Origin of the sequence: Saltatorellus ferox, assembly GCA_007751475.1 — a bacterium.
In the GTDB taxonomy this organism is placed as follows: Bacteria; Planctomycetota; UBA1135; order UBA1135.
This window is the reverse complement of record CP036434.1, coordinates 4,861,234-4,888,119: the sequence shown is the minus strand read 5'-3', so window position 1 is coordinate 4,888,119 and position 26,886 is coordinate 4,861,234. Positions and strand designations below refer to the sequence as shown.

General features: G+C 67.0%; 20 protein-coding genes. 8 read left to right on the top strand and 12 right to left on the bottom strand.

The features are described from left to right. Positions 1 to 141: 141 nt before the first annotated feature. The 4 genes from Poly30_RS17525 to Poly30_RS17510 are packed head-to-tail and all read right to left on the bottom strand — an operon-like array spanning position 142 to position 4,465. Positions 142 to 948: a DUF1365 domain-containing protein gene (locus tag Poly30_RS17525; RefSeq protein ID WP_145200019.1), complete on the bottom strand. Its 807-nt coding sequence runs from the start codon at positions 946 to 948 to the stop codon at positions 142 to 144. After that, positions 945 to 2,300, bottom strand: coding sequence for an NAD(P)/FAD-dependent oxidoreductase (locus Poly30_RS17520; protein ID WP_145200016.1), 1,356 nt, complete (start codon positions 2,298 to 2,300; stop codon positions 945 to 947). Before Poly30_RS17520 ends, Poly30_RS17525 begins: the two co-directional genes overlap by 4 nt. 42 nt (positions 2,301 to 2,342) lie before the next feature. Next, the gene (locus Poly30_RS17515) at positions 2,343 to 3,317 is read right to left on the bottom strand and encodes an acyl-CoA desaturase (protein ID WP_145200014.1); all 975 of its coding nucleotides are present in this window, start codon (positions 3,315 to 3,317) and stop codon (positions 2,343 to 2,345) included. Continuing rightward, positions 3,317 to 4,465 carry an SAM-dependent methyltransferase gene (locus Poly30_RS17510; RefSeq protein WP_145200011.1) on the bottom strand — a complete coding sequence of 383 codons (1,149 nt, stop codon included), beginning with the start codon at positions 4,463 to 4,465 and terminating at the stop codon, positions 3,317 to 3,319. The genes Poly30_RS17515 and Poly30_RS17510 overlap by 1 nt, the downstream gene beginning before the upstream one ends. A gap of 264 nt (positions 4,466 to 4,729) precedes the next feature. On the opposite strand from Poly30_RS17510, the gene Poly30_RS17505 reads away from it, so the two are divergent. Further along, the gene (locus Poly30_RS17505; protein ID WP_145200008.1) at positions 4,730 to 5,773 is read left to right on the top strand and encodes an alpha/beta fold hydrolase; all 1,044 of its coding nucleotides are present in this window, start codon (positions 4,730 to 4,732) and stop codon (positions 5,771 to 5,773) included. 246 nt (positions 5,774 to 6,019) lie between these two features. Here Poly30_RS17505 and Poly30_RS17500 read toward each other — a convergent pair whose 3' ends face one another. After that, the gene (locus Poly30_RS17500) at positions 6,020 to 8,041 is read right to left on the bottom strand and encodes an ATP-dependent helicase (protein ID WP_419190315.1); all 2,022 of its coding nucleotides are present in this window, start codon (positions 8,039 to 8,041) and stop codon (positions 6,020 to 6,022) included. Positions 8,042 to 8,292: 251 nt separating this feature from the next. Between Poly30_RS17500 and Poly30_RS17495 the strand changes: the two genes are divergently transcribed. Then, positions 8,293 to 9,123: an SDR family NAD(P)-dependent oxidoreductase gene (locus Poly30_RS17495; RefSeq protein WP_145200002.1), complete on the top strand. Its 831-nt coding sequence runs from the start codon at positions 8,293 to 8,295 to the stop codon at positions 9,121 to 9,123. Between the two features lie 6 nt (positions 9,124 to 9,129). After that, positions 9,130 to 10,641, top strand: a complete 1,512-nt coding sequence (locus tag Poly30_RS17490; protein WP_145199999.1) for an FAD-binding oxidoreductase — start codon at positions 9,130 to 9,132, stop codon at positions 10,639 to 10,641. Positions 10,642 to 10,709: 68 nt separating this feature from the next. Here Poly30_RS17490 and Poly30_RS17485 read toward each other — a convergent pair whose 3' ends face one another. Further along, positions 10,710 to 12,107, bottom strand: a complete 1,398-nt coding sequence (locus tag Poly30_RS17485; protein WP_145199996.1) for a hypothetical protein — start codon at positions 12,105 to 12,107, stop codon at positions 10,710 to 10,712. Between the two features lie 183 nt (positions 12,108 to 12,290). Here Poly30_RS17485 and Poly30_RS17480 point away from each other — a divergent pair, with 183 nt between their 5' ends. Further along, positions 12,291 to 13,421: a THUMP domain-containing class I SAM-dependent RNA methyltransferase gene (locus Poly30_RS17480; RefSeq protein ID WP_419190314.1), complete on the top strand. Its 1,131-nt coding sequence runs from the start codon at positions 12,291 to 12,293 to the stop codon at positions 13,419 to 13,421. Between the two features lie 1,281 nt (positions 13,422 to 14,702). On the opposite strand, the gene Poly30_RS17475 is transcribed toward Poly30_RS17480, so the two are convergent. From Poly30_RS17475 to Poly30_RS17465, 3 genes are all read right to left on the bottom strand, one after another. Continuing rightward, on the bottom strand, positions 14,703 to 15,185 hold the full coding sequence (locus Poly30_RS17475) for an Hsp20/alpha crystallin family protein (protein WP_145199990.1): 483 nt from the start codon (positions 15,183 to 15,185) through the stop codon (positions 14,703 to 14,705). A gap of 244 nt (positions 15,186 to 15,429) precedes the next feature. Then, on the bottom strand, positions 15,430 to 16,293 hold the full coding sequence (locus Poly30_RS17470) for a class I SAM-dependent methyltransferase (RefSeq protein WP_145199987.1): 864 nt from the start codon (positions 16,291 to 16,293) through the stop codon (positions 15,430 to 15,432). After that, a complete protein-coding gene (locus Poly30_RS17465; RefSeq protein WP_145199984.1) occupies positions 16,290 to 17,018 on the bottom strand; it encodes a metallophosphoesterase in 729 nt (242 codons plus the stop codon). Before Poly30_RS17465 ends, Poly30_RS17470 begins: the two co-directional genes overlap by 4 nt. A 187-nt stretch (positions 17,019 to 17,205) precedes the next feature. On the opposite strand from Poly30_RS17465, the gene Poly30_RS17460 reads away from it, so the two are divergent. From Poly30_RS17460 to Poly30_RS17450, 3 genes are all read left to right on the top strand, one after another. After that, complete coding sequence (locus Poly30_RS17460) at positions 17,206 to 17,388, top strand: hypothetical protein (protein WP_145199981.1); 183 nt, start codon at positions 17,206 to 17,208, stop codon at positions 17,386 to 17,388. 97 nt (positions 17,389 to 17,485) lie between these two features. Further along, entirely contained in the window at positions 17,486 to 19,966 is a 2,481-nt protein-coding gene (locus Poly30_RS17455; RefSeq protein WP_145199978.1) for an EamA family transporter, read from the top strand. Between the two features lie 136 nt (positions 19,967 to 20,102). Then, a complete protein-coding gene (locus Poly30_RS17450; protein ID WP_145199977.1) occupies positions 20,103 to 21,998 on the top strand; it encodes a S8 family serine peptidase in 1,896 nt (631 codons plus the stop codon). A gap of 88 nt (positions 21,999 to 22,086) precedes the next feature. Here Poly30_RS17450 and Poly30_RS17445 read toward each other — a convergent pair whose 3' ends face one another. The 3 genes from Poly30_RS17445 to Poly30_RS17435 all read right to left on the bottom strand — a co-directional run bounded on the left by Poly30_RS17445 (position 22,087) and on the right by Poly30_RS17435 (position 26,466). After that, on the bottom strand, positions 22,087 to 23,553 hold the full coding sequence (locus Poly30_RS17445; protein WP_145199974.1) for a TolC family protein: 1,467 nt from the start codon (positions 23,551 to 23,553) through the stop codon (positions 22,087 to 22,089). A 233-nt stretch (positions 23,554 to 23,786) separates the two neighbouring features. Continuing rightward, on the bottom strand, positions 23,787 to 24,188 hold the full coding sequence (locus tag Poly30_RS17440; RefSeq protein WP_145199970.1) for a hypothetical protein: 402 nt from the start codon (positions 24,186 to 24,188) through the stop codon (positions 23,787 to 23,789). A 307-nt stretch (positions 24,189 to 24,495) separates the two neighbouring features. Further along, a complete protein-coding gene (locus Poly30_RS17435) occupies positions 24,496 to 26,466 on the bottom strand; it encodes a carboxypeptidase-like regulatory domain-containing protein (protein WP_419190313.1) in 1,971 nt (656 codons plus the stop codon). On the opposite strand from Poly30_RS17435, the gene Poly30_RS17425 reads away from it, so the two are divergent. Next, positions 26,465 to 26,812 carry a hypothetical protein gene (locus Poly30_RS17425; RefSeq protein WP_145199961.1) on the top strand — a complete coding sequence of 116 codons (348 nt, stop codon included), beginning with the start codon at positions 26,465 to 26,467 and terminating at the stop codon, positions 26,810 to 26,812. The two genes, Poly30_RS17435 and Poly30_RS17425, sit on opposite strands and share 2 nt — an antisense overlap. Positions 26,813 to 26,886 lie beyond the last annotated feature (74 nt).

Genomic DNA, 26,886 nt, shown 5'->3' with positions numbered 1-26,886 from the left:
CATCATCGGAGTCCGCAGGAACGGGATCCGCAAGCAGCGGCGAGGCGGAGTGGGGACCTGCAGAGCGGCGAACAGGCCGCAGCGCATGGGACTCGGACGTGCGAGCTTGATGTCGGGGGGAAGTCAAGGAGCGCTCCGGGCTCAGACCATGCCGGGATGGGAGAAGAAGGGGACCCTCTTGATCCAGAGGCGAAGCGCCTGCCAGTAGATCGCGCCAAGCACCTTGCCGGTCATCCAGGGATGCCGAAGGAGCGACCCCCGCAGGGAAGAAGGGCTCACTTCGTGACGCACCAGCGACAGGTTTGCGTCGAATATGCGGGTGCCGTCATCGCCGCCGACCAGGTTCTCCATGGCCACGGCCAAGCCGCTGGCAGCGGTGTGGCCAGGGGTCGTGAAGCGCCATCGGTAGCGGTGATCCATATCGAAGAAAGGGGAGACGTGGAAGTCCTTGTCGAAGCGCCACTCCAGGTATTCGCCGTCGGCCCTCGCCTTGGATGCAGGTAGGACGTACTGAAATCGCTCGTTCCACGGCGTATTGGTGATCTCTGCCACGATGGCATGGAGCGTCCGGCCATCGAGCTCGAAAAGGTAGTAGAACGAGACGGGGTTGAAGCAGAATCCCAGGTACCCGAGGTTCGTCAGGAGACCGATGGGGCCCTCGGGGGGCGCGACACCCGTCGCGGCCTCCACCCTGGCGCGGACGGCCGCTTTGAGATCGTCGATCCCTGCATCCCGGGGGGCATCGGCGCCCCCCAGGTAATGCTTCCGACGGAAGCTGGCGACGTTCCAGCGCTCGAAGCTCCAGAGCCAGGCGCCGTCGAAGAGCGTGGGAAGCTCGTCCAGGTCCAGGTACATCTGGAACACCGAATAGGCGAACCGATGCTTCCGGGGCGCATGACGCGCGTGCGCGACCTCGCCCCGGTAGATGGCGGAACGGCGGCCGTTCACGCGTGGCGCTCGGCGGAGGCCCGGGCGGCGCTTGTGTCCCGCACGGAGCCGGGCCGAAGCTCGGTGTCGCGGCCCGGTAGCTTCGGGTCGACGCCCATGCTGAGGAGGGCTCGCCGTGCGCTCTGGACGCCGTCCTCGTGGAAGCCGAACGACCAGTACGCGCCGCAGTAGTGGATGCCGCGCGTCCCGTTGATCTCGTCGTAGCGCGATTGGGCGGCGATGGCCGCCTCGTCGAAGATCGGGTGGGAGAACACGCGCGTCTTGAGCACGCGCTCCGGATCGATTCGGTCCTCGCAGTTGAGCGTCACGAACAGATTGTCCGGGCCGTCCAGGTTCTGCAGCGGATTCATCCAGTAGGTGACGCGCACAGGCTCGGCCTTCGCAGCCTTGTGAGCGGGCACGTGCACGTTCCAGGCGGCCCATGCGGCGCGCCGCTTGGGCATGAGCGAGGGATCCGTGTGGAGCACGACCTCGTTCGGCTGATAACGAATGGCCCCGAGGACTTCCTGCTCCGCGTTCGTCGGCTCTTCGATCATGCGCAGCGCCTGATCGGAGTGGCAGGCGAGGACGACACGGTCGAAGGTCTCCGTGCCGCTGGAGGTGGTGACCTCGACCTTCCCCACGCCATCGGCGCGCACGTTTTCCACGGTAGAAGCGAGGCGAATCCGCGCGTTGAGTGGCTGCATCAGCGCGCGAGCGTAGGCGCGGCTGCCGCCCTCCACCGTCAGCCAGGGCGGGCGATCCTCGACCTGGAGGAAGCCGTGGTTCGCAAAGAATCGAACCAGCGAGCGCGCCGGGAACGACAGGATGTCGTTGGGCACGCCGGACCAGACGGCGCACGCCATCGGGATCATGTGCCAATCGATGAAGGGCTGGCTGTATTTGCCCCTCGTGAGCACTTCACCCAGCGTCGGGCCCGGGCCCGCGCCGGGTTCGCCCTCGCCTTCCAGGAGCGCTGGCGCCTCCTTGTAGAAGCGAAGGATGCCCCGGATCATGCTCCAGAAGGCCGGCCGGAAGAGATTGCTCTTCTGGGCAAAGAGGGACGCGGTGCTGGTTCCGTTGTACTCGACGTCCGCCGCTTCCATGCGCGCGCTGAAGCTCATGTCGCTCGACTTCCAGCCGACGCCGAGTTCTTTCAGGAGTGCGCAAAAACCCGGATACGTCCGCTCGTTGAAGACGATGAAACCGGTGTCGACGCGGTAGCGCCTCCCGTTGACGGTGACGTCTCGCGTCGCGGTGTGGCCGCCGATGCGGTTCCGCGACTCGTACACCGTGACGTTGTGTCCCGCATCGAAGAGGCGTCGGGCCGACACCATGCCTGCGATGCCGGTCCCGACGACTGCTACGTTCAACTGGATCTCCTTGGACAGCCCGCATGGAGCGAGCTGCGGTGCCTAGCCGTCGATCCGACGGAGCGTGAGCGCGCGCTTCGGCACCGGACGGAGGTCCCAGACGATCCCGAAGACCGAGAGCGTCTTGAGGATGTAGTACGACACGTCCAGCTCCCACCAGTAGAAGCCCTGGCGAGCCGACGCCTGGTAGTGGTGGTGGTTGTTGTGCCAGCCTTCGCCGAGCGTGATGATCGCGATGAACCAGTTGTTGCGGCTCGTGTCCTTCGTTTCGAAGCGGCGCTTGCCCACGAGGTGCGCGAGCGAGTTCACGGTGAAGGTGCCGTGGTAGAGAGCGATGGTCGAGACCACGAAGCCCCAGACGAGCATCTGCCAGCCGTTCGTGCCGAGGCCAGGCGCGAACGCCTCGAGGAAGACGCCCCAGAGGAAGACGCTGACGCCGAGGAGCACCGGAACGAGGATGTCGAAGCGGTCCAGGAAGCGAAGCTCGGGGAACTTCGCGAAGTCCTTGATGAGTTCGATCTGGCTACGGAAGTTGCTGCGGTCGAGGACCCAGCCGATATGACTCCAGAAGATGCCCTGTTGCTTGGGCGAGTGGATGTCGAGGGGATCGTCCGAGTGCTTGTGGTGGTGCCGATGGTGGGCGGCCCACCAGAGCGGCCCGCGCTGGGCGGCGCTGGCTCCGAGGACGGCGAGGCAGAACTGCCCGACGCGCGACGTGCGGTAGGCGCGGTGGGAGAAGTAGCGGTGGTAGCCAGCCGTGATCGCGAACATGCGGATCACGTACAGCGAGACGGCCGTGATGAGCGCTGCCCAGCTGAAGCCTACGACGAACACGAAGAGGCACGATAGGTGCAGCGCGACGAACGGCACGACGCGGCCCCAGTCGATGGTGCGCGCCTTCGCGACGCCTGCGGTGAGCGCCTCGGTGGGCGAGAGGCTCTTGTCGTTGGAAGTACCCGCCCAGGAGTCGAACCAGCGAATCACAGCTAGCGAAGAGCGCTTGAGGACTGCTTGCATCAATGAGTCACAGCTTGGCCCGTTGCGGAGGCTTCCATTTGGGAAGCAAAACGGGCGGTGGAGGAGGGCTCCCTGGAGCCCGAGAGGGGTGTGGGGGCCAGACGATAATGGGACACGGCCCACTCCGATCCGCCCTCGTATCCGAAGAGTTCCTCGCAGGCGAGGAAGAAAAGTCGCCACCGTTGGAACCAGGCGGGCGCATCGGCCCCGTAGGTTCGCCGAAGCACCGGCATGATGGCTTCTTTTTTCTGCTCGATGTTCTCGCGCCAGAGCTTCGCCGTGCGTGAGTAGTGTCTGCCGGACACTACCGAGTGCTCCTCGACCCGGAGGGCGACGTCGTCCTCCTCGGTCAGGCGAACGAGTAGATCGTCCGCGGGCATCATGCCGCCGCTGAAGAAGTGCTGGCTCATCCAGTCGGTGTCGTCACGGACGTCGAACGGGTAGTTCAGCGATCGGTGGGTGAAGACGTGGATGAAGATCCGCCCGTCGTCCTTCAGCCAGGTCCGGGCGCGCTGGAAGAGCGTCCTCCAGTCCCGCATGTGCTCGAACATCTCCACGGAGACGATGCGATCGAAGCGCTCGGGCCCTTGGCCCTCCGCCGCCTCCTGGCCAGCCAGCGGATCGAACGAGTTCATGTCCGCGGTCCGGATTTCCACGTTGTGGAGTCCGCGCTCGGCGGCCCGCGACTCGATGAATTTCCGCTGCGGGGCAGAGTTCGAGACCGCCACCACCGTCGAATTCGGGTAGTGCTCGGCCATCCACAGGGTCAGGGAGCCCCATCCGCACCCCAGTTCGAGGATTCGCTGCCCGTCCTGCAGCTGTGCCCGCTCCGCGGTCACCTCGAGCATTCGAGCCTCGCCGGTCTCCAGGTCTTCGTTCCCGGAAGGAAAGAACCCCGAGCTGTACTTGAGGTGCGGACCGAGCGCGGCCTCGAAGAACGCCGGCGGCACCTCGTAGTGCTGCTCGTTCGCCTTTTCCGGGACGTCGGCCACGGGTCCACGGTCCATCTCACGAAGCCAGGCGGCCGTGGAGGACGTCTCCCGGGCCTTCTCGTCCCGCAGGCGCTGGGCGCAGAGCTTCCTCACGCCGTAGCGCAGGAGAGGGAGCGGGATCAGGCCGCGGTCGGCGAGTTTGAGGGCGGTATTCATCGGCCAAGGGGGCGAGACGGGGCGAGGCGGAGCGTGCCATCTGACGGAAGGGGCCTCTTCACCGTTCGACGGGCCCCGCGGACAGCTGCGTTCGCGCACGCGGCCCAAAACGATTCATCGAGCCGGGTCGGGCCTCCACGATGTAGCAAGATAGCCCCTGGCGGGGCGAAAAACGCCTGCCGATTGGAGCTGCTCCGTGTTCCGGGGGTGAGGCATTTTGGCATAGGACGCGTCCGCGCAGGCCCATGGGTCGAACCACGTCCCATGAAGCTAGCCCCTCGCGCCCTGGACGCCGCCCGCTCTTCCCGGGGATTCGTCCGGAAAGCCCTCCTGCTGGTTCTGCTCGCGCTGATCGTGGTGGCCGTCCTCGTTCAGAGCGGGGCCGGGTCCCTCTCCAAGGAGGACGTGCGCAGGGACATCCTCGCGATCCAGAAGAACGCCCCCTTCGCGGCAGCGATGCGGACGGCGCCCCTCCCCGGGGTCCCGGTGGGGAACATGGACTCACCGGCCATGGGGGCCTATTTCCCGGCCACGGGCGATGAGCTGCCGCCCATCGTGCTCGTCCACGGCACCCCCGACACGATGGGGGCCTTCGGAGCGCTGCTCTTCGGCGAAGGGGGACTGCACGGACAGGCGAACGTCTGGGCGCTGGAAGTCGCCGGCCACGGATTCGCGCTGGCGAACGAGGACGAGTACTCCTTTCAGATCTGCGCCGACCACGTCGCGGCTTCGCTCCAGGCCTTCGGCCTCGAAGGCGTGACCCTCGTGGGCAATTCCTACGGCGGGGAGTTCTGCTGGCGCGTGGCGGCGGATCATCCGGAGCTCGTGGCGCGCCTCGTGCTGATCGACTCGTCCGGCCTCCCGCGTACGGACGATCAGTTCCTGAGCGAGGAGGTCAAGATGCGCGAGTGGTCGGTGGCGCGGCTGGGCTACCTGCTCAACAGCGAGGAGCGCGTCGCTTTCGCGCTCGATCCTCATTTCGACGGCCACGCCGACCCCGGCCGCGTCCATGAGGTGTTCCTCGGCCTGGAGAACCGCGCGAACTGGAACGCCATGATCGATCTCGTTCGCGACGAGAACGGCGCCCGGGAGAACGATCTGGCGCGGATCCAGGCCCCAACCCTGCTCCTCTGGGGCGAAACGGACCAGGCTTACCCGCCCGACACGTTCGGACGCGTGTTCGATGAGCGGATCCCTTCCTCGCGACTCGTCGTGGTGGAGGGGGCGGGGCACTACCCCCACGAGCAGCAGCCCGCGCTCGTCGCCAAGGAGATCCTCGCGCTGCATCGCGAAGGCCGCGGTAAGTAGGCGAGCGCGCCGCACTTCGGAAACGAAAAGCGGCGCAGAGCTCCCCCCAGGAGACCCGGCGCCGCGAAGGCGGGACCCGCTTGCGCGGCCCCCTACTTGACTAGTCGGAGGCTATTTAGCCCAGGCCCCGTGAGGATCCAGTGCCCTCCGGATGTAGAACGCTTGAAGGCCCGTTTTTGTTTCGTAACGGGACCGCGCGGATCCTTCCCATGGCCCTCCTGAGGGCCATCCCGGGGCTGCCACCCGCTATCGCCGCGCTCCGCGCGCCTTGCCGCCGCGGCGTTTTTTCTTCGCCTTCTCGCCGGTCACGTCACCGGCGCCCGCCGGGATCCACCCGGGGGGCGGAGCCTTGCCCTGGACCTCCAGCAAGAAGCGAGAGGGATGGCGCTCGATCTTCTGCCCGCCGCGCGCGCGCTCCAGGCAGTAGGTCATGGTCAAGGCCTTCTGTGCGCGCGTGATGCCGACGTAGGCGAGGCGTCGCTCCTCCTCGACTCCGTCCTCGATGGCCGCGCGCTGGTGCGGCAGGACGCCTTCTTCCAGGCCCACCAGGTAGACCCGCGGGTACTCGAGCCCCTTGGAGGCGTGCAGCGTCATGAGCGTCACCGCCTGTCGCCGCGCCGCGTCCTCCGCGGAGTCGGTGTCCGTGGCCGAAAGACTCAGCTCGTTCAGGAAACCCAGGAGCCCTGGCCGCTTGCGCTTCTTGACGTAGTTCTCCGCGAAGTTGAAGACCTCCTCCACGGCGGCCCAGCGCTTCTCGAACTGCGTCTCCTCGGGGTAGAGGCGCTTGACCTCGTCCTCGTACGCCACTTCCTGGACGACGCGGCGGCTCAGCGCCACGAGTTCCTCGCCGTGGGGATGGAGCTTCCTGACGGCCGACAGACGGGCGCGGAGATCGAGCACCGCGTCGACCGCCTTCTGGTTGATCTTCGGGATCTCGCCCGCGCGATCGAAGGCGTCCGCCGCGGAGATTCCCTGTTCGGTCGCGAATTCCAGCACGCGGTCGATGGTGGTCTTCCCGACGCCGCGCGGGGGCGAGTTGATGATGCGCAGCAGCGACGCTTCGTCCTTCGGGTTCGCCACGAGTCGCATGTACGCCAGCACGTCGCGGACTTCCTTGCGGTCGAAGAAGCTCATGCCACCGACGAGCACGTAGGGGACCTCTTTCATGCGCAGCTCGGCCTCGAAGGGCCGCGGCTGAACCGCCGTGCGGAAGAGGATCGCGAAGTCCGAGTAGGAGTGGCCTTGCTGAACGAGGGACTTGATCTCGGCGACGATCTGTTCGGCCTCGACCGACTCGTCGCGCATGGCGATGGCCATGAGCGGCTCGCCGTCGCCGAACGCCGAGCGCAGCGTCTTGTCGTGGCGCGTCGGGTTGTTCTTGATGACGCGGTTCGCGGCGCTGAGGATCTGCGCCGTCGAGCGGTAGTTCGTCTCCAGCTTGACGATCTTCGCGCCGGGGAAGTGGTTGCCGAACGAGAGGATCTTCTGGACGTCCGCGCCGCGCCAGCCGTAGATGCTCTGGTCGTCGTCGCCCACCACGCAGAGGTTGCGCTGCTGCCCGGCGAGCTGCTTGACGATCTCGAACTGGACGCCGTTCGTGTCCTGGTATTCGTCCACGAGCAGATAGCGGTGCCGGGTCTGGAGATCCGTTCTGACCTTCTCGTTGGTGCGCAGGAGACGCAGCGTCTCCGTCAAGAGATCGTCGAAGTCGAGGCGGCGGCTGCGGCGCAGGACGTCGCGGTACTTGAGCCAGATCTGGCCGACGAGTTCGTGGGAGTCATCGCCCGCGCGCGCGAGGAAGGCGTGCGGGTCGTCGAGGCGATTCTTGGCGAGGGAGATCTTCGACTGGATGTCGGGGATCCGGACGCGGGCCTCGGGGATGTGCAGCTCGCGCATCGCGAGCTTCAGGATGGTGAGCTGATCGGACGCATCGGCGATCGTGAATCCCTCCGGGTAGCCGAGTTCCTCCGTGTACTCTCGCAGCGTCCGGAGGCAGTAGGAGTGAAACGTGCTCGCGATCACGTACGAGGCCTTCTTCTTGCCCACGAGCTTCGCCAGCCGCTCGCGCATCTCGCCCGCGGCCTTGTTCGTGAACGTCATGGCCAGAATGGACTCCGGCAGCGCGCCCTTCGAGATCAGGTAGGCGATCCGCACCGTGATCACCCGGGTCTTGCCCGTTCCCGCGCCCGCGAGCACCAGAACGGGACCCAAGGTCTGCGTCACGGCGGCGCGCTGCTCGGGGTTGAGGCTATCGATCGTCTCTTTCATTTCACGCCACTCGCGGGCCCGCGGCGCCGGGGCCGGTTTCACAAGGGCGCGAGACACTAACGGCCAAGTGCTCCATTCCCGCTCAGATTCCCGGGGGTTCTTCTGGAGGGGCGAGGACGGGCCAGTCGATGGGTCCAGGGCCCGGCTCCGTTCGGGCGGAGCCATCGAATTCGAGGTCGACAGTGGGCCCGTCGGCGGGCCGGTTCTAACCTCTTGGCTCACCCGCGCGAACATCCTCCGTAGACCCCGCCATGAACGGCTCCCAGGACCCCACGACTGCCCAGAATCAAGCGAGTGCCCCCGCTGGAGTTTCCGCAGGAAGCTCCGCTGGAGCCGCGGCCAAAGGCAAGCGCGCGCTGATCGTCGGCGCGAGTTCCGGCATGGGCGAGGCCATGGTCCAGCAACTCGTCGCCGAGGGGTACGCGGTCGCGGCGGTGGCGCGACGCCAGGATCGCCTCGACGCCCTGGCCGCGGCCGCCCAGGGACACCCAGGGCGCGTGGTGGCGATCGCCCATGACGTCAATCGGGTGGACGAGGTGCCCGGTCTCGTCGAGCGCGTCATCTCGGAGCTCGGCGGACTCGACTTCTACGTCTACGCCGCGGGCGTGATGCCGGACGTCGAGGCCGAGGAGTACGACACCGAAAAGGACCTCCTGATGGTCGACGTCAATCTCTCCGGCTTCATCGCCTGGACCAATCCGATCGCGCGGTACTTCCACAGCCAGCGGAGCGGCACGATCGTCGGTATCGGCTCCATCGCAGGGGACCGAGGACGGAAAGGGGCTCCGGTCTACGGCGCCACGAAGGCCGCCATGGAAACGCTCCTGGAGTCCTTGCGCAACCGTCTCGCCGAGCGCTCCGTCCGTGTCGTGACCGTGAAGCCAGGCATGATCGAGACGCCCATGACCGAGCACCTCGACAAGCTCATGATGCCGGTGAGCGCCAAGCGCGCGGCGAAGGAGATCCTCAAGGTCTCACGCGGCAAGCTCTGGAACACCCGTCACATCCCGCTTCGCTGGCTCCCCGTGAGTCTCGTGATCCGGTCGATTCCGTCGTTCCTCTTCCGCAAGACCAGCATCTGACCTCCGATGGAAACCGGTTCGACCAGTAGCAGGCCGCCGGGCTCGGAGGCCCTTGCGCGCCGCGTCCGTTCGGAAGAGCGGCCGCGCCGCGGCTTCGAGTACGTCGAAGGCTGGGGCATGGCCATGGGCGCGGAGAGCCGCGTCTGGCGACCGGAGTCCGCGGACGAGGTTGCCGAGGTCTTCCGACGTTCGAGGCAGTCCGGGCGCTGTCTCGCCCTGCGAGGTGCCGGTCGCAGCTATGGCGACGCGAGCATCAACGACCGCGGTGATGTCCTCGATATCTCCGCGATGAACCGCGTGCTTTCCTTCGACGAGGCCACCGGGATCGCCGACTGCGAGGCGGGCGTCACGATCCGCGATCTCTGGCGCCACTCGCTCCCCCGCGGTTACTGGCCGAAGGTGGTGTCCGGGACGATGTTCCCGACCCTGGCGGGCGCCGCCGGGATGAACATTCACGGCAAGAACAACTACAAGGTCGGCACGATCGGCGATGCGATCCTCGAGATCGACATGGTGCTGCCGGACGGCACGTTCATCACGGTGGATCGTGAGCGGCGGCCCGAGCTGTTCCATGCCGCGATCGGTGGCTTCGGCATGCTCGGGGCGATCACTCGCGTGAAGATCGGCACGAAGAAGATCCACTCAGGCGAGATCGACGTCGCAGGCATCTCGGTGCCGAACCTCGGCGCGATGATGGACTACGTCGACGCGCATACGGGGACCGCCGACTACCTCGTAGGCTGGCTCGACTGCTTCGGCCGAGGGGAGGATCTCGGCCGCGGGCTCATCCACCACGCGCGGTACCTGGAGCCCGGTGAGGACCCCGAGGCCGAGCGCACGCTCACGCTGGCGCATCAGCATCTGCCGGGCTCGATCATGGGCTTCCCGAAGGGCGAGGTCTGGCGGATCCTCAAGCTCGTCAGCCACGATCCAGGGATGCGGCTGCTCAACTTCACCAAGCATCAGATGGGCAAGCTGGAGCAGCGCAAGGGCTGGTACCGCCAGTCCCACGCGGCCTTCAACTTCCTGCTCGACTTCGTGCCGAACTGGAAGTTCGCCTACGGGCGCAAGCCAGGGCACGGGCTCATCCAGTACCAGGTGTTCTTGCCGAAAGAGAGTGCGCTCGCGGGCTTCACCGAGATCATCGGGCGCCAGCAGAAGCGCGGTCACACCTCGTACCTCGGCGTGCTCAAGCGGCACCGGCCCGACCCGTTCCTGCTCACCCACGCCATGGATGGCTGGTCGATCGCCATGGACTTCGCGGTCACACCCAAGAACCGGGAGAGCCTCTGGGCGACGACCGACGAACTCACGCGGGTGGTGCTCGACCACGGCGGGCGCTTTTACTTCGCGAAGGACGCGGTGATCGGCCCGAAGACGGTCGAAGCGATGTTCGATGCGGAGAAGCTGAGCGCGTTCCGCGCGCTGAAGTTCCAGCTCGACCCCGGTGAGATGCTCCAGACGAACCTCTGGCGCCGCGCGTTCGGTCCGGTGGAGACGTTCACGGCGCCCGCCTGAGGAAAAGGGCGCCACGCTCCCGGATGACCGGTGCGTGGCGCCCTTGCTGGTTCACGTCTGAAGGGCGTCTACTGCCAGGTCACGGCCACGCCGTTCGAGAAGTTGGAGCCGCCCACGTCGCGGTGCCAGAGCTGGAAGTTCGTCGTGAGGCCCGCGGTCGCTCCGTAGAAGAGCGGCGGCGTCGAGATCGGGATGTTGTTCACCGACCACTCCCCGAGGTTCGTGTCGAGGGAGATCTGGCCCATGGCGTCGGCGTTCTTCAGCTGGCTGATGTTCTGAAGGAACCGGCCCACGTTGTTGACGACGCAGAGGTTGCCGGCGCTGCCGCCTGGGTTCGCCACGAAGCCCTGGGTCTGCGAGGTGATGAAGAAGCCGAGTGAGCCCGGGGTCATCTGGCTGCCGACGAGAAGAACGTTATCGTCGCCGACCGTTTCGCTCCCCGTGATCGTGAGGTCCGTCATCACACCCGTGCTGTTCGGCGTCGACATGCAGTACGTGGTGCCGATGGGGGAGCCCATTCCTGCGTCCGCGTAGATCTCCATGTAGAAGGACGCGAACGGGTTGAACGGACTTCCGCAGCCGTTGTTGTTGCTGTAGCCGCCGAAGAAGTAGCAGCCTGTGCTGGTGTTCGTGGGGTCTTCCAGCCACCAGAGGTCCTGGGTCTGAAGGCCGGTCGTTCCGTTGGCGCAGGCGCTCGGACCGCCGTAGTAGGTGCCGCCGCCCACGGTGCTACCGGGGTCGGTGAACGTGGGGTCGGCTGCGAGCTGGAAGCCTGCGGCCCCGGAGCCGTCCGAGCCGATGTAGCGATAGCTCCAGCCGAATGAATCGAGCGCCGGGTCGTTCTGGAAGCCGTCGCCGCCGTCGCCGGTCAGCTGGAACTCCTGGCCACCGGTCAGGTCGATGTCGATGATCCAGCACTGGCCGCCCGCAGGAAGGCCCGTGGTGGCGATGGTCGCGGTGGGCGAATTGTTCGCTGTGCACGGCGCGTAGGACTCGTAGAACGAAACCTCCCAGCCACTGGTGTCAGCGGCCCCGAAATCACAGTAGCCGATTTCGAACCCGTTGACGGTGTAGGTGTCCCGGTCGACCGTGCCTGCGAAGGGCAGTGTGTTGGCCGTGGTGGGGATCGTACCCTCGTCGAAGTTCGTGGAGTTGGGAGCGAAGCCTCCTGTGCCTCCCGCGGTGCTGAAGTAGCTCGAGAGCGCCGTGTTGGAGTAGATCACGTCGGCGCCTGCGGCGCGCGCCATGGAGCCAAGCTGCTTGCCGCGGCGTGTCCACGTGCCGGAGACGACATGGTAGGTGCCGGCGTGTCGAGCGGCAGAGGGGGCTTTCGTCGGCGCGAAGGCTCCAGACTCCTGGGCGTACGAGGACCCTGCGGAGAGGAAAAGGGCAGACGCGAGAACGGCAACGGAATGGCCGCGCGATGCGAGGACAGACTGTCCCCACGGAAGGTGCGAGTGGTTCATTTTTGACCCGTGGAATCGGGTGGCTGCGAGAAATGAGGAAAACAGACCCCCGGCAGGTGGGGTCGACATCCTGAGATTAGCCACGCCTCATGAAGCCCGTCAAGGGAACAATTCCCGCTCCTGGGACTCGGGTTTCCAGCGATGGGGGGTCCATCCCGCCCCAACACGCTATGGTCCGCGCCCATGGCCGCACCCCGCTATACGTTTTTCGCCACCTGTGCCCCGGGGATCGAGCCGGTCCTTCACGCCGAGGCCGCGGCTCTCAAGCTTGGCAAGGTCGAGCGCCAGGTGGGGGGGGTCCGCTTCGAGGGAAGCATGCGGGATGCCTGGCGAGCGAATCTCTGGCTGCGGACCGCGGTTCGGGTCCTGCGGCGCGAGGCTCGGTTCGAGGCGCCTTCGGAGTCGGCCCTGGACGCTGGCGTGGCAGGTATCGACTGGAAGGCCTTCCTCACGCCAGGCGGCACGCTCTGGGTCGATGCCCAGACGAAGGATTCGGCGCTCGACCACAGTCAGTTTCTGGCCCAGCGGGTCAAGGACGGCATCGTCGATCAGGTGCGAGGTGACGACGGCACGCGCCCATCGGTGGATCGTGACACCGCCGACGTTCGGGTCCATCTGCATCTCTTCAAGGATCGTGCGACCCTCTCGGTCGATACGTCGGGCCATTCGCTTCACCGCCGGGGATGGCGGACGGCCCAGGGGCGAGCGCCGCTGTCGGAGACCCTGGCGGCCGCTGTCGTCCTTCTCTCGGATTGGAATCGCCGATCGCCCCTGATCGATCCGTTCTGTGGCACAGGCACCCTGCTGGTCGAGGGCGGCATGATCGCGGCGAACCTGGCGCCGGGCCTCACCCGTGAGCGTTTCGGTTTCGAGTCCTGGCGCGATCACGACGAGCCCGCGTGGCAGCGCGCTCGGGCCGAGGCGCAGGCGGCGATGAAGCTCCCGACCAAGCTGCGCCTCATCGGGTCGGACATCATCCAGGACCGTCTCGACGAGGCTGCTCACCACCTGGAGATCATGGGGCTCGGCCACCTCGGCACCTTGGAGCTCGGTGATGCCCGAAAGTTCCAAGGACGTCCCGGCTGGAACGCAACGGTGGTGGCCAACATGCCCTACGGCGAGCGCATCGGTGACGATGTCGAGGCCCTCCATGAAGCGTTCGGGGCGAGGCTCCGTGAGCATTCTGGTTACAGCACGTCGATCCTGACGGGGTCCTCCAGGCTCGCTGGCTTGCTCAGGCTCAGTCGGCCGACCCGGCATCGTTTGCTCAATGGTGGGATCGACTGTGAGGTGGTCATCGCAGCGATTCCGTGAACCCTGATCAGTGACATGTGACATGTGATATGTCCGCTGCCGCTCCCTGCGTCCGCCAGGACTCCCGGGCCCCGCTCGGCCCCCGCAGGGGGCTGAGCCGCCCGCGCGAGGCTTGCCCTCGCGGCCCGTGCGGCGAGCACGCCCGCCCGGCGAGGGCGCCTGCGCGGCGAGCGCGCCCGTCCGGCGAGGACGCCTGCGCGGCGAGCGCCAAGCGATGCAATCGCTATTTCGCCGTCAGGCGAAATGCCAGAGATACTGCGCGCTGTCACAGCGATAGGACGGCCCGGCTCCACTTGCATTGGCAGCAGTCCCGCCCGCCGCAGGTCTCCCGATATCGACTGCCTGCCGTTCGCGCGAAGCGCCGAACGCGTGGGCAGAGGCTTCCCGCTGACGGCTTGTGGGTTGCCCGCTGACGGCTGGCCCAGCAGGTCTCTCGGTACAGTTCTCCCGGTATGGGCTGCCTGCCGTTCGCGCGAAGCGTCGAACGCGTGGGCAGAGGCTTCCCGGTGACGGTTTGTGTGCTACCCGCTGGAGCGCTCGCCCGCATGGGCGAGCTGGGCAGAGGTCTGGTTTGTCTCTCAGACCTCAGACCTCAGACCTCAGACCTCAGACCTCAGACCTCAGACCTCAGACCCGCCAAGCTCGCCCTGACGGGCGAGCGCTCCAGCGGGCAGCCCACAAGCCGCTAGCGGGAAGCCTCAGCCCACGCGTTCGACGCTTCGCGCGAACGGCAGTCAGCCCATACCGGGAGACCTGTATCGGGAGCCCTGCTGGGGCGTCGGTCAGCGGGTCACCCACAAGCCGCTAGCGGGAAACCTCAGCCCACGCGTTCGACGCTACGCGCGAACGGCAGGCAGCCCATACCGGGAGACCTGTATCGGGAGCCCTGCTGGGGCGTCGGTCAGCGGGCAACCCACAAGCCGGTAGCGGGAGACCTCAGCCCACGCGTTCGACGCTACGCGCGAACGGCAGGCAGTCCGTGTCGGGAGACCTCCAGCGGGCGAGTCTCCTGCCAATGCAAGTGGAGCCGAGCCGTCCTATCGCTGTAACAGCGCGCAGTATCTCTGGCATTTCGCCTGACGGCGAAATAGCGATTGCATCGCGTGGCGCTCGCCGCGCAGGCGTCCTCGCCGGACGGGCGCCCTCGCCGGGCGGGCGTGCTCGCCGCACGGGCCGCGAGGGCGAGCCTCGCGCGGGCCGCTCGGCCCCCTGCGGGGGCCGAGACTGGCCCGGGCGTCCTGCGGACGCCGCGGGACGGCGACCACAGGACGGCTTGGGGGATCAGCTCTCGTCGGCTTCTGGCTCGGAGTCAGCCTTGGCCGAAGCCTCGACGGCAGGCTGACTCGCGCCCTGGACCGCGATGCGCCGCGGCTTGTCGGCACTCAGCCTCGGCAGCTCCAGCGTGAGGACGCCGAACTCGACGCTCGCGCTGGCCCGGTCGGCATCGACCGGGAACGGCAGCTTGAACTGACGCTCGAAGCGGTCGCCGGCGGGGCCGCCTTCGCGCTCACCGCGCACGGTGACCGAAGCGCGCTCCACGCTGATGTCCACGTGATCCGGGCCGAAGCCCGGGATCAACATCACCAGCGTGGCGGCCTCCTCGTCGGCCTTGAGTTCGGCGCGAGGTGCGGCCGTCCGCACGGGGGACGCCATCGACGGGTCGGCCTGGGCCATCTGGGCGTGGAGGTTCTCTGCCACGCGGAAGAGGCCGTTGATTCCCTGCCCCGAGAGCAGAGAGAGGGGGTGGTTTTCGAAACGGACCATGGGTCTGGTTCTCCTTCGTTGCAGTTCGTCCGCAGCCCAAGAAGGGCCGCGCCCGACGCGGTGTGCGTCAGGACTGAACCAGGAACAACCTCGGTGCCAAACCCTGCCTTGACCGCCCCCTCGCAAGCCTAAGATCTTATCAGAGATCCGGTTACGTCACGGTCTGCCGATGCTGGGCACGGCGACGGGGTGCTGCCTTATTGGCTGTCCTGTGCGCCGATGTGGCACCCTTGTGCCACTTTGGCTACTCCCGCCGCCGCAGGATCAGCATCGTGTCGCACTGCTCATCGGAGAACTTCTGCGGCTCGTCGATGTCGTAGTGGAAGTCGTAGGTGGCGACGTGCTCCAGGTCGGGGACCGAGCGAAGGAGCGACCGTACCTGCCGCGCGTCGTAGCTGCGAAAGTTCCACGTCGTCTGAGCGCGCTTCTCGATGCCGTCCTCCAGCACCTTCATCCGCGCCTGAACCTTCTCGCGCCGGGTCTTTCGATCCGCCGGCCAGCCCGAGATCGTGCAGATCACGTGGGCTCCATCCTTGTTCGCCACCCAGCGCTCGTTCGTCTTCTCCCGATAGTCGTACCACGAGAGATGAAAGCCCAGCGCGTAGATCCCGCCGGGGCGCAGGGCTCGCGCCACCGATTCAAGATGGCCGCGCGCGTCGTCTTCGGTCAGGAGGTACTTGAACGTGCTGACGAAGCAGTGCGCGAGATCGAACGTCCCTCGGACGCTGAAGTCCGCCATGTTCCCGACGCTCGCCGTTCCCTTGAGGCCCTCCTCGGCGAGTCGCTCTTTGCTGAACTTCACCATGTTCGGCTCCAGGTCGAAGCCGTGCACCGCCCAGCCGCGCTTGGCCATTTCGACCATCAAGCGGCCGGAGCCGCAAGCCGGCTCAAGGACGCGCCTGCGTCCCTTGGGCGAAGGCGTGGCGTGCTTCTCGAAGGCGGCTTCCAGAAACGCGCCCTCGACATCGGAGTCCACGTCGAAGATCGCGTCGTAGTAGCGCGGCGTCTCGTACCAGTCGAACTCCTCGTAGCTGGCGCCCTTCGTCGCCGGGAGCTTCTTCTTCGCCTGTCCAGGGGTGGCCTTCTGCCGGTCTTGCGTTGCGCTCATGCCGTCTCGTACCAAACTCGACGCGCGGGTACACCCATGATCCGGTCGTCTTCCGGGATCCACGCGGTGAGAAAGCCGCCGTAGACGCAGCCCGTGTCGAGCCCGCGCGTGCGCTCGAGTTCCACGAGTCCGCGTCTCGCCCAGTGGCCGAAGACGACGGTGCGTGTCTCGTTCGGCCGCCTCCTCCAGAACGCATCCCACGGTTCGAACGGTGCAGGCGGTGGGGGGAACTCTCCGCCCTTCGGAAAGGCGCCCTCCGGGTTGCAGTAGCGCACCCGCACCGCAAACTCGACGATCTCGTCGTACGCATCGAGCGGGTCCACGTTCGAAGCCTTCTTCACGGGGTTCTTCCACTTCGGATGGAGGCCCGCGTGCACGCAGATGACGTCGTTCCAGGCTCGAATAATGGGCTGCTTCTTGAGCCAGCCCAGGAGCTCCTCGCCGTCGTCGCACCCGAGGATCTCCTCGAGGGTCTTGCGCTTGCCTCGCCAGGAGGCGTTCTTCCACTGGCGAAGGAGATGAATGTCGTGGTTCCCGAGAACGGGCTTGGCTCCCAGGTCCCGTGCCAGTCTGAGGCATCCCATCGAATCCGGGCCCCGGTTGACCAGGTCGCCGACCGGGTGCAGCACGTCCGCGGCCGGGTCAAAATTCACCTTCTCCAGAAGGGCCTCGAACTCCTCGCGGCAGCCCTGGAGGTCGCCTATGAATATGCGCCGTTTCGACATTCGCGGGCAATTGTAAAGATGGGAAGGGCGACACCCGCATGTCTTGCAGCCATTCCGGGCTCCTCCCGGGCATTCCTGGCCCCAAAAGGCTCGACAATCGGCCCGTCACCTCCTACCTTCTCCACCCGCACAAGCCCCAGGAGCATCTCCAGTGCTCCTCTCCTGGGTCCCTGGTGCGCCCCATACCATGGCGAAATCACAGTTCAAAGCAGGCGGGCCCACGCGCGGTCGCCGCCGCCCCCGCAAGATCGGAATGGGCTCCGGGAAGTATCTTCTCGCCCGCAAAGAGGCGCGTAAGGGCGTCTACGTCCCCGGCGACGCCGGATCGACGAAGGAGAGCACCCAGCTCAACAAGACCCACGACCTTTAGGACTCCGTCCCTCATCGTCGAGTCCACGGCGCACGTGCTCCCGTTCATCGGAGGCGCGTGCGCTCGGCTATTTTCCCCCGCGTTCGCCTGATCCACCATGCTCTCCACGCTAGCGATCACGAGTGCTCTGCTGTCGGCGGCCTTCTGGGCGCTGGCCTCGGTTTCGATCAGCCGATTCCTGGCGAGCGGCCAGGTCTCCCCGGCAGCGGCCAACCTGTTCAAGAACACGGCGGCCGCGTTCACTTTCCTGCTCGGAACGCTGATCTTCGGAGGTCACTGGCCGGTCGGGGTCGCGTGGGCCTGGCTCTTCTTCTCCGGGTTCCTCGGATTTGCGGTGGCGGACACGCTGTACTTCGCCGCCTTCCAGCGCTGCGGCGTCCAGACGGCGGCCACGGTCATGCTGCTGAACGTCCCGATCGCGACCGTGCTGGCGCTCCCCCTCGCCGGCGACGAGATCAAGACCCAGGCCATTCCGTTCGCGGTGGTCGTCCTCGTGGGGGTGCTGCTGGTCATTCTCGACTCACGTGTCCCGAAGACGAGCGCGGCCAGCGAGATCGAAGGAGGGGGCCCGAACCGGGGAGGCTACGGATTGGGGGTTCTCCTGGCCGTGGTGGCGGCCTTTGCCATCGGGACGTCGGTCCCGCTGGGGCGCGGCAGCTTCGGTGATGTCAGCGTCTTTCCCGGCGGCTTCATCCGTCTCGCGGGCGGGGCGGTCGGAGCGATCCCCATGGCTATCTTGGCCGGGATACGCCGTGGGTCGACCTCTGCGAACGAACTCGGCCGGCTGCTGGAGCCGATCTTCGCGGCGCCCGGTCCAGGCTCTGTCTGGGGCCGCGCGTCACTCTTCGGCGTAGGCTGCGCGATCATCGGACTCGGGCCGTACCACTACGCCCAGCGGGAATTGCCCAGCGGCATCGCCACGACGCTCTTCGCCTCGACGCCTCTGTTCACGCTGCCCCTCGCGATCATTCTCGGCAATCGAGTCGGCTGGAAGGGCGTTCTCGGGACCCTCGTGGGCTTCCTCGGCGTCGTGGGCATCCTGCGCTACGGCCAGGATCGCCCCGTGGCCGTCCAGCCCAGCGCGGGACCGGGCCCGGAGGTGCTCCTGACGTCCCAGGGGTCGCTCCCCGCGCGCCAGGGGGGACGGAAGCCTTCGTTCGTTCGGGCCTACTCTCCGGCCCGCGAACGTTGGAGCGATTCGGGTATCCATCCGATCGACGGGACGAACTCGGCAGACAGTCGCGGGCTTCCGTTCCTGGCCATCGTGTCCTCGCCGCTGGCGCCGCCGGCGGCGGCCTCGGTCGTGGGCTCCGCAGGGGGCTCGGTCGACACCGGGGCAGCCCCTGCGACCAGTGGTGAAGACGCAGCGACGAAGGCGTCCAGCTCCGAGTCCGTCGCGGAGGGGGCGAGCCCGGCCGCTCCACTGGCGCGCCCGGAGGCGAGTGACGGCCCCATCGACCCGCCGGTCGTCGTATCCGCTCCGAGACCGATGCTCTTCGGCGGGAGCGATTCGGCCCTTCCGGTTCCCAGGAGACTCGTGCAGAGCGTGGACGCGCCGACCTTTGCGCGCGGCCACTGGGCGGATCGGCCCTTCGGCGCGCGACTGTCCACGGGTGGCCTGCTGCTGGGAACGCTTCAATCGCTGGCCGGCACCGATGCCGGGGGCGGGCAGGATCCGCTCGGATACGGCATCCGCATGTCGCTGGAAGTCGATGGGCCGCCGGCACTCGACCTCGGATGGCTACACGGCGACAGGTCCCACGCGCTCCATGGATTCGGTGCGCTGGTTCCGCTCGAGAACGGAGGAGCGGAGATGGTCTGGGTGGACGACCGCGGTGGGGACCAGCTGGCTGGCATGGCGCTCTATCGCCGCTCGATCAGCGCGAACGGGATTCTGGACGACGAGCAGTCCATCGATGAATCGATCTGCGATTGCTGCCCACCCGACATGATCTCGCTCGACGACGGGACGCTGCTGGTGGCCTATCGCCATCGCTCTCCTCGGAACGTACGGGACATCTACCTGTCGCGCCGTGACCCGAGGGAAGGCGGATGGAGTCAGCCCGCGGCGGTTCACCATGACGGCTGGGAGCTCGATGGTTGCCCGGTCAACGGCCCCGCGCTCGCCGCCTCGCGCCACGCCGTGGCGGTCGCCTGGTTCACGCGGCCCGGGGACGAGGCTGAGCAGAGACTCGAGGTGGCCTTTTCCAGGGATCGAGGCCGGACGTTCGCGAGTCCGCTGACAGTCGTGAAGGGGGCGACGCTGGGGCGAGTGGCGCTCGTGGCTTTGGAGGCCTCCGCCGACGACGAACGTTTTCTCCTCGTCCACCTGGCGGTGAACGAAGGCGGTGAATTCTCGGGAGCCGACGCGAGCTGGCAGGCAGCGATCGTTCATCCCGACGGGGCGGTCTCCGAATTCGTGCGACTGGCCGACGTCCTGGGGTCCCCGTCCAGCGGCCGACTCGACCTCGTCCTCGCGGGGCCAGGTCTGGCCCAGGCCGTCTGGACCGGGCCCAAAGGGCTGATGTCGGCCCAGCTGCGCTGCGATCCAAATCGAGCGGTGCTGGCCGCCGAATGAGGCGTCTTCTCGGGAGGTGGGGGTAAAGAGTGACCCGGATCCGGATCAATTCTGGACCTTTCGGATCCTCCAGCCGCTCAACGTCGTCTCTGGTGCATCCTTTATTGGATCCCCTCTCCGTCTACCCATCCTCATCATGCTCAACACTGGCTGGCTCACTCTGGGCCGAATGACCGCAGGCGTCGCTCTGGTCGCAGGACCGTTCACCACAGGCGCCCTCGCCCAGGTCGCCCCGCTGGACACCACTCCTATCCTTCAGCGTGAAGTCACGGCCGGGCCCACCGGACCGGATGGACAGCAGCTTCCGTCGTACCTCACCCGTCAGGTGCTGGTGCGCTTAAGCGCAGGTCTTTCCGAGGATGCCAGGGCGGCCATCCTGGGCGCGGGCAACGGCGCGGATCGGTACGGCGTCGAGCGTGCGATCGTGCCGCAGATGGATCTCTACCTCGTGCAGATCCTCGATGGCACCTCGGTCAGCGCAGCGATGCAGGAGCTCTCGGGCCGCGATGGCGTTCTCTACGCCGTTCCCGACCACGTGGTGACCAACCGCGACACGTTCCCGAACGACTCGCAGTTCGGCCAGCAGTACGGCAAGCACAACACCGGCCAGACCGGCGGCACGCCGGACGCGGACATCGACGCACCCAAGGCGTGGGACTACAGCACCGGCACCTCGGAGTTCGCGGTGGCCATCGTCGACGGCGGCGTCGACCACGCTCACCCGGATCTCATCGGGAATCGCTGGGAGAACGCGGCCGAGGCGAACGGTCAGCCCGGTGTCGACGATGACGGCAACGGCTACGTCGACGACGTCTACGGCTGGAACGCCTACAACAACAACGCCAACGTCGGAACGTCCAGCCATGGCACCCACGTGGCGGGCATCGCAGCCGCCCAGGGCGACAATGGCTTCGGCGTCGCGGGCGTGAGCTGGGACGCGGAGATCGTCTCGATCGCCGGCTCCTCCGGCACCACGTCGACGGTGATGATCGCGTACAGCTACGCCCTTGCGCTCAAGGACCAGTGGATGAACTCGGGCGGCGCCGCGGGCGCGAACATCGTCGCGACGAACTCCAGCTTCGGCGTGGACTTCGCCAACTGCTCGTCGCCGAACTTCACGCCGTGGAACGACATGTACGACCTGATGGGGCAGTCAGGCATCCTCTCCGCCACGGCCACCACCAACAGCGCGCAGAACGTGGACAACGTCGGCGACGTACCGACGGGCTGCGGCAGCGACTACATGATCTCGGTCACGGCGACCAACGACGAGGATCGTCGGACGTTCTCGGGCTTCGGACTGACGACGATCGACCTTGGCGCGCCGGGTGCCTCGATCCGCAGCACGCTGCCGGGCAACTCCTACGGTCCGAACACAGGGACGTCGATGGCGACGCCGCAGGTGACCGGAGCGATCGCTCTCCTGCACTCGGCGGCGAGCCCGGAGTTCGCGAACCTACGCGCCGCCAACCCCGCGATGGCCGCGCTGGAGATCAAACGCATCCTGATGGAAACCGTCGACGTCGTGCCGACGCTGGACGGTTTCACGGTGTCGGGCGGACGCATGAACGTCGGCGCCGCCGCCGAGGAGATCAACACCTACGGTGCGGCGATCTTCAACTACTGCGGACCGGCGATCGTGAACTCCACGTCCCAGTCCGCGTCGATGTCCTACCTCGGTTCCTCGGAGGTCGCCTTGAACGACCTGAGCCTCGTCGCCCAGGGCCTTCCCTCGTCGTCCGTGGTGCTCTTCATCGCGTCCCGGACCCAGGGCTTCGTGGCGTTCCCCGGCGGAAGCACGGGCAACCTGTGCCTCGGTGGATCCGTCGGCCGCTTCCAGTCCCAGGTCGCTTCGACCGGGACGGGCAGCAGCGTGACGATCGCGATCGATCTCAACGCAGTGCCGCAGCCCAACGGCTCCGTGGCGGCGATGCCGGGCGACACCTGGAACTTCCAGGCCTGGTACCGCGACTCCCTGATCGGCATCCCGATCACGAACTTCACCGACGGACTGTCGGTGTTCGTCCAGTAGTCGAAGACGTCCCTCGCTCCCACCGGGGAGCGAGCGGAGAGGCCGGGCGGCGGATCGATCCGCTGCCCGGCCTTTTCTGATCCTGCGGCTACTGCCAGCCGCCGCCCAGCGCCTGATAGACGTTCACCATGGCGCGCTTCTGCGCGAGCTGCGTGTCGATCAGCTCCATCTGGGCGTCCAGCGAATCGCGCCGCGTCAGGAGAACCTCCATGTAGTCCGCTCGCGCCGACCTGAAGAGCGTGTTCGACACCTCGATGGCCTGGCCGAGCACGCTGACCTGCTGGGCCTGCAGGTCGTAGCTCTTCTGGAGGTTGTCGATCATCGAAAGCTGGTTCGCGACCTCGGTGAACGCCATGAGCAGCGTTTGCTCGAACTGAAGAACGGCCTTCAGCTGCTCGGCGCCCTTCGAGAAGTACTCTGCCTTGATCGCTCTTCGGTTGACGAGCGGCGCCACGATCCCGCCGGCCAGTCCGTAGAACACCGAGTCGGGGGTGCTGAGGAGTTCGTCCGCCTGATACGACTCGTAGCCGACGCCCGCCTCGATGCTGAGCGACGGATAGAAGCGCGCCCGCGCGACCTGGACATCCAGCTTCGCGGCCGCCAGCTGCAGCTCGGCCTGCTTGACATCGGGGCGGTTGCCGAGGAGTTCGGAGGGAACGCCGGTCCTGACGAGGGCTGGCATCGGGTCGCCGAGCCCTTGCCCGTCCCTCGGGATCGGTCCGGGGTAGCGACCGACGAGGAAGTTGAGTCGGTTCTGGGTCTCGACGATTCTCTGCTCCAGGTCGAACTGACGGCTCCGATTCTTCAGCACCTCGGCCTCGAATCGCTGGACGGCCAGCTCCGTCACGACGGCCGCCTGCTTCTCCAGGCGCACGATCTCCAGCGCGTCCTGCTGGAGCCCGATGTTCTGCCTCAGCACCTCGAGCTGGCGGTCGAGCGCCATGAGCTCGTAGTAGGTGTTGGCGATCTCCGCGACGACCCGGGTGACCATGAAGTTCCGCCCTTCGACGCTTGCCAGATACTCGAACGTCGCCGCGCGCGCCGAGTTGCGAAGCCGCTTCCAGACGTCGACCTCCCAGGACGCCGAGAAGCCGAGGCGGTAGTTGCGGAGCACCTCGGGCACCCCGTTGGCCTCGTCGCTCGCGCCTTGGCTCGTGATGAGCCCGACCTTCTCGACGCCCGTACCCACGCCGACGTCGACCTTCGGCAGGTACTCGCCGGTGCGGGCCATGATCTCGTTCTGCGCGACGACGATCTCCTGGACGCGGATGTTCAGCTCCTGATTGCCGTCGAGCGCGGTCTCGATCAGTGCCGCGAGCTTCGGATCCTTGAAGAACTCGCGCCACTGGACGTTGGCGGTCGGGACGCTCGACGCAGCGGAATCCGGCTCCGTGTCAGCGGCGTCGGTTGCGGCGCCGAAGCTTGCGGGGACGGGTGTTTCGGGCTCGCGGAGAACCTCCTGGCGGAGATCAGGGACGCAGGCAGTGACGAGCAGTGCCGCCGAAAAAACGATGGCCAGACGGCCAAGGAGAGAGGGCTGGGGGTAGGTGGGCATGTTGAACGAGTTCTTGGGCCGCGCTGGTCTGCAAGGGAGCCTCGGTCGAGGCTCTGGACCGCCGCCCGGGGGGAGAGGAGGGCTTGGCGCTGCACCGCGGGTGCTGGGGTTTCAACGGCCGCAGTCGGCCCGCGCGACCAAGGCGCGGATGGGGGGCAGCAAAGAGGGTTGTGCGCCTCGCGATTCCCTCGGGGTCCAGGCCATGAACCCGCAGAGTTTCCCTCGAGGAGCGCTCAGGCGGCCGGTGGGCCGCGAGCGTCCAGTCCGAACCGTCCGTCAGCGCGGATCGGTGCGCTCGTCGACATGGAGGCGAGGGTCGTCGGCTCCGGATGGAGGACCTCCTCAGCCCGGACCAGGTCGCCCACTGCCACCAGTGGATCCCTGTCCTCTTGCTCTTCTTCCTCGGAGACCTCGCAGAGGTCCGTCCCGTTCGCCGTCACCAGGGGGGGAGTCCAGACGAGGTCGCTCCGATCGCCACCGGAGGCCTCCATCGTGCTCGCCCCGCGGGAAAGGGCCGGCGCGGATCGAGCCTCCTCCACCGCCGCACCGTTGAAGCACGCCGCGAAAACGAACGCGCACCAGACGAGAAGCGTCAGCCAGCGTGATTTCGCGGGGTGATGGGGGGCGGTGGTCATCGTTCAGGCTATCGGAAGCCTGAAGGGAGGAATCTCAAGGGGCGTTCGGGGAATTGTCGACCGGGTAGAGGATACGAATCAAGATCGGCGCCGTTGGGAAATTCAGGAGATGAGATATCCGACGCCGCCGCGGCCGTCCGACTCCCGGCTCGACGCGCAGCCGCTCGTCCCGCTCGTTCAGGTAAAGAACGTGCGCATCGGGGGTGAAGGGCGTCTCGATGATGGTCGTCCGCCCCGCAGGAGCCTCTGGACGGTGCGGCCATCGAAAGCGGCGTGGCACAGTGCGACGTCTGACTCCTGGCAGCCCTTATCGCGCGAGCCCTGTGCCGTACCTCGGGGTCTGGTTCCCCGCGTGCTGGATTTTCGCCTGCTGGTTCCCCGAGAGCTTGTCCCTCGTGAGCTTGGGCCACTCCTTGACCGTGAACGTCGCGCGGTGAAGGAGCCCTGCGGTCAGCTCTGAATCGTGAATCAGCGACGGGCGAGGCCAGATCAGGGCATTGTGGGGGTGAAAGTAGAGCCCTTCCTTCCCGCGGGTGCGGGTCACGGGCACGAAGGGGAACAGGTACGGCGCCGATGAGAAGCCCGGGGATTGTTTCGACAGGCAGCTGTAGCCCTCGTTGCCCGGATACTTCACGAGCAGTTCGGCGCTGAGTCCGCGCTCGAAGGGGTCGCCGCCTGGATCGAAGAGCTCGACCAGAACGGCGGCGACCCCGCAGTCCGTCGCGTCGATCTGGCTGCGCTGGCCTATCACGATGTCGACCTTCCAGCCCGTCCTTTGCCGGTGGGGAAACGACGCTCCGGAGGAGTCCTCGAAGAGCCACGCCTCGTAGCTGCCCGCTGGCACATCCGGAAGCACGAAGCCTCCCGAGCCCTGAACGGCGTTCCGGTCCCACGTCGCCGCGAGCGTCAGCGATTCGCCGTGGGGCGTGGAGATCGGGCGCAGCCGAACGCGCGCTTCCAGTTCGGGAGTGAGTGCGCTGTCCTGGAGCCAGGGAGCCTCGAAAGCGATCTCCAGCGAGCCCATGCCCTGGGGCTCCCAGCCCGCGGGCAATTCAGGTGCCGCGATGGCCACCACCGGAATCGAGGCCTCATCCGTGGCGAGCGCGGTCGTGAACCGAGTGGTCGAAGGCTCGGCGAAGGGCAGGTCCCAGAAGAAGGTTCCCTGGACCGCGGCCCCCGCGCGCGTGTTCGACGCGACGAACCAGCGCTCGGGAAGGCCTGAACTCATGTCGCGCTGTCGCTCGCATAGCTCCGCCAGACGAAGGCTCAGTCGGCCCTGATTATTCACGCGTCGATCGTCCTTCAAGCGGCCATCGGGGCCGCGATCTGCGCCTTCGTTGGGGGTGACTCTGTACGTGAACTCGGTCTCCGGTGCCCGCTGGGCGTTGAGGTCAGGCAGCGGATACCGCTGAGCCGCCAGGAAGCGCGCGTGCTCGGGCGTCACGGCCTCGATCTGGAAGGTCACCGCTCCGACGTAGTGGGCGAGGACCTCCAGCCCTTCGAGCGGCGCGATCAGCTGGTGCACGCTCTTCCATTCGTTCACGATCACGCTGCCCCCGAAGGCGGTGACCTGGTACATCGCGCCGTCTTCGAGGCCTTCGATGGAGAAGCTGCCGTCGTCTTGCACCTCGGTGGAGCAGCCGAAGCCGAGCTTCGCCATGCGAGGCAGGTCGCGATCGTCGAGATCGGTCTGGCCCTGGAGCAGCGCACAGACGCGAACGCCCTCGGGCACCGCGGCGCCATCGGCCATGAAGAGCCGCCCGCGGATCGAGGCGCCGGGAGGAAGCGTCAAGCGATAGGCCGCGTAGGGACTCTTCCCTGGATGCGCGTAGTCGACGCCGAGGCCCGGCGAGCTGGCGCGGATGAGCGCGCCGGCGACGGTGCTGGAAGGTAGCTCGACGCTGCCTTCCGCGTCGGTCAGGTGTTCCTTCGTTGCACCGTCTCCGAAGACCGTCAACGCGGCGCCCGCGAGAGCGACGCCGCCTTCATCGACGACCGTGAAGCGCACCGATTCGCCAGCTCGTGGGCTCGGGGCGGGCGGCGGCTCCACGTTCGCGGCGGAGGGCTCGGCGGAGGGCTCGTCCGAAGGCACGGCGGTCGGGAGCGAAGAGCGCGTGGCTTCGAGCCGCGGGACCTCGTCCATGGCGATCTCGACGCCGGAATCGACGGGACCGAGCGCTCCCAGGCTGGAAGCGTCGTGGCGCCCGAGCAGCAGCCCCGCGACGGCGGCGAGGCAGAGGGCACCGAGGCCGGCGAGTCCCTGGCGTGAAGTGAGCATGTCCGAACTATCGGCAGTGGCCGCGGATTCCATGACGCCAGCGGGAACTTTGGCTCCGGAGAGCCCTGGGGTCACGATGCACCCTCAGCCGTCCCGCTGGAGGCCGGAAACGAAGGGCCTTTCGGGGGAGTCGATGCTGGCCAGGCAGGACCACCGTGTTTCTTCCGTCGAAACGTTCGAGGTCCCCGGCTCCGGGCAGCAGGTCTTCGTGGATTTGTCACTGCCTCGACGCCCCGTCGTGACCGAACTCCGCGCCTTCGTGGACTTCGAACCCGTTGTGGACGAGCACCCGGAAGCCACGAACGCCGCGAGTCTCTACCTCCTGGACGCTGATTCGGGGCACTAGGGGCCTCCTGGAGCGGCGATTGCACCAGCCACCAGGGGGCCGCGACGATGGCACCGGTGGGGAGGGTTCGTGTC